The 3,418-nt window shown below is 66.1% G+C and carries 2 protein-coding genes; both read left to right on the forward strand.

What is annotated here, in order from left to right:
* Positions 1-188 precede the first annotated feature (188 nt).
* Positions 189-797, forward strand: a complete 609-nt coding sequence (locus ACFWFI_RS41870) for a CDP-alcohol phosphatidyltransferase family protein (RefSeq protein ID WP_387401074.1) — start codon at positions 189-191, stop codon at positions 795-797.
* Positions 798-907: 110 nt separating this feature from the next.
* Positions 908-3,403, forward strand: coding sequence for a sugar phosphate nucleotidyltransferase (locus ACFWFI_RS41875; protein WP_387401076.1), 2,496 nt, complete (start codon positions 908-910; stop codon positions 3,401-3,403).
* Positions 3,404-3,418 lie beyond the last annotated feature (15 nt).

Consider the following 3,418-nt stretch of genomic DNA (forward strand, 5'->3'; position numbering starts at 1 on the left):
TACTGCAGGGGGGACCCTGTGGGAGAGTAGGACGCCGCCGAACAATTATTCCGGGAAAGCCCCGTGCCCTTGTGGCACGGGGCTTTTCTGCGTTCACGACCACTCTCGCACCCCTGTGCACCGGCGCTCGGAGACTGAGGGTAAGGTCAGGGGGCATCATTGGCACGTTCTTCACAGGAGGCCCCCGGGTGGAGGTCCAGGAGACTCGAGTTCAGACGGACCGAGTACTCACCATCCCCAACATCCTCAGCATGGCCCGTCTCGTCGGCGTTCCGCTCTTCCTGTGGCTGATTCTTCGCCCCGTGTTCGGCGGGCCCAACAGCGATGGCTGGGCCCTGCTGGTTCTGATGCTGAGCGGTGTCAGTGACTACCTCGACGGCAAGCTCGCCCGCCGGTGGAACCAGATCAGCAGCCTCGGCCGGCTCCTGGACCCGGCTGCCGACCGCCTCTACATTCTGTCGACGCTCGTCGGGCTCACCTGGCGCGAGATCCTGCCACTCTGGCTGACGGCCGCGCTCCTGGCCCGTGAGCTCATGCTCCTCGTCATGGTGGGAATCCTGCGCAGGCACGGCTATCCGCCTCCCCAGGTGAACTTCCTGGGGAAAGCTGCAACCTTCAACCTGATGTACGCCTTCCCCTTGTTGCTGCTCAGCGACGGAAGTGGTTGGCTGGCTTCGCTAGGCACCATTTTCGGATGGGCGTTCGCTGGATGGGGTACAACCCTCTATTGGTGGGCAGGGATCCTCTACGTGGTCCAGGTCCGCCGTCTGGTCAAGGCGGATCAAGCAGCCGATTAGCTCGTTGACGTGGCGCCGTGCAGAGTCGCCGGCCCGCACCTGAAGTTTGGTGTTGCCCCGACGGGTGAAGTCGGCTGGACCGTCGTCTCTTCGAGGAGGACGTTTCCGACATGAAGGCCGTCGTGATGGCAGGCGGTGAAGGCACTCGCCTTCGCCCCATGACCTCAAGCATGCCCAAGCCGCTCCTGCCCGTGGCCAATCGGCCGATCATGGAGCATGTGCTACGGCTGCTCAAACGGCATGGGCTCAACGAGACCGTCGTTACCGTCCAGTTCCTCGCCTCTCTCGTCAAGAATTACTTCGGCGACGGCGAGGAGCTCGGGATGGAGCTCACTTATGCCAACGAGGAGAAGCCACTCGGTACCGCGGGAAGCGTGAAGAACGCCGAGGAGGCCCTGAAGGATGACACCTTCCTGGTGATTTCCGGCGACGCCCTCACCGACTTCGACCTCACGGACCTCATCGCATTCCACAAGGAGAAGGGCGCACTCGTCACCGTGTGCCTGACCAGGGTCCCGAATCCTCTTGAATTCGGGATCACGATTGTGGACGAGGAAGGAAAAGTAGAGCGCTTCCTCGAGAAGCCGACCTGGGGCCAGGTCTTCTCGGACACGGTGAACACCGGCATCTACGTCATGGAGCCCGAGGTCTTCGACTACGTCCAGGCCGACACCTCGGTGGACTGGTCCGGCGATGTGTTCCCGCAGCTCATGAAGGACGGCAAGCTGATCTGCGGCTACATCGCGGAGGGCTACTGGGAAGATGTGGGCACGCACGAAAGCTACGTGAAGGCCCAGGCCGACGTGCTGGAGCGCAAGGTCGACGTCGAACTCGACGGCTTCGAGATCTCTCCGGGGGTCTGGGTCGCGGAAGGCGCGGAGGTCCACCCCGACGCGGTACTCCGGGGGCCGCTGTACATCGGTGACTACGCCAAGGTCGAAGCCGGCGCGGAGATCCGCGAACATACGGTGGTGGGCTCGAACGTCGTCGTGAAATCCGGTGCGTTCCTGCACCGGGCAGTCGTGAACGACAACGTCTACATCGGCCAGCACAGCAACCTGCGTGGCTGTGTGATCGGCAAGAACACCGACGTGATGCGGGCCGCCCGCATCGAGGACGGTGCCGTGATCGGCGACGAATGCCTGATCGGCGAAGAATCGATCATTCAGGGAAATGTGCGGGTCTACCCGTTCAAGACCATCGAGGCCGGCGCCTTCGTCAACACCTCGGTGATCTGGGAGTCGCGCGGCCAGGCACATCTCTTCGGAGCCCGCGGTGTCTCCGGGATCCTGAACGTCGAGATCACGCCGGAGCTCGCCGTCCGGCTCGCCGGCGCCTACGCGACGACCCTGAAGAAGGGCGCGACGGTGACCACCGCTCGCGACCACTCCCGTGGTGCCCGCGCGCTGAAGAGAGCGGTCATCTCGGCCCTGCAGGCGAGCGCCATCGATGTACGGGACCTGGAGAACGTGCCGCTGCCGGTGGCCCGTCAGCAGACCGCGCGGGGCAGCGCCGGCGGCATCATGATCCGTACGTCTCCAGGCGTGCCGGATTCGGTCGACATCATGTTCTTCGACGAGCGGGGAGCCGATCTCTCCCAGGCGCGGCAGCGGAAGCTGGACAGGGTCTACGCCCGTCAGGAATACCGCAGGGCCTTCCCCGGAGAGATCGGGGACCTGTACTTCCCGTCGAGCGTATTCGACTCCTACACCGGTTCCCTTCTCCGTAATGTCGACACGGCAGGTATCGCCGACGCGGGCCTCAAGGTGGTCGTGGACGCTTCCAACGGCAGCGCCGGCCTTGTCCTGCCCAGCCTGCTCGGACGTCTCGGGGTGGACGCGCTGACCATCAACCCGGGCCTCGACGAGTCCCGGCCGACCGAGTCCGCCGAGTCCCGGCGGGCAGGGCTGGTGCGTCTCGGCGAGATCGTGTCGTCCGCGCGGGCAGCCTTCGGCGTGCGGTTCGACCCTGTCGGTGAACGGCTGTCCCTCGTGGACGAGCGGGGCCGCATCATCGAGGACGACCGGGCACTGCTGGTCCTGCTCGACCTCGTGGCGGCCGAGCGGAGGAGCGGACGCGTGGCCCTTCCGGTGACGACCACCCGCGTCGCCGAACAGGTCGCGGCGTACCACGGAACGCAGGTGGAGTGGACGACCACGTCGCCCGACGACCTGACCCGCGTGGGCCGCGAGGACACCACGATCTTCGGCGGTGATGGCCGCGGCGGCTTCATCGTCCCCGAGTTCAGCAGCGTCTTCGACGGTGCGGCGGCCTTCGTCAGGCTCATCGGCCTGGTGGCCAGGACACAGCTCACCCTCAGCCAGATCGATGCCCGCATCCCGCGGGCCCATGTGCTGCGCCGCGACCTCGCCACACCGTGGGCGGTCAAGGGGCTCGTCATGCGCCGCGTCGTGGAGGCCGCAGGCGACCGCAGCGTGGACACCACCGACGGTGTCCGGGTGGTCGAGACCGACGGCCGCTGGGTGATGGTGCTGCCCGACCCGTCCGAGGCGGTCACCCACCTGTGGGCGGAAGGGCCCGACGACGCCTCGGCCCAGGCGCTGCTCGACGAGTGGGCGGCGGTCGTGGACAGCGCGGGCGACTGAGCAGGTGAGCCGTCG

The sequence above is a fragment of the Streptomyces sp. NPDC060209 genome (assembly GCF_042728155.1).
Lineage (GTDB): Bacteria > Actinomycetota > Actinomycetes > Streptomycetales > Streptomycetaceae > Streptomyces.

What these genes read in the sequence shown, in the direction of transcription:
- ACFWFI_RS41875 (WP_387401076.1), top strand. Translation starts at nt 908, where the DNA reads ATGAAGGCCGTCGTGATGGCAGGCGGTGAAGGCACTCGCCTTCGCCCC.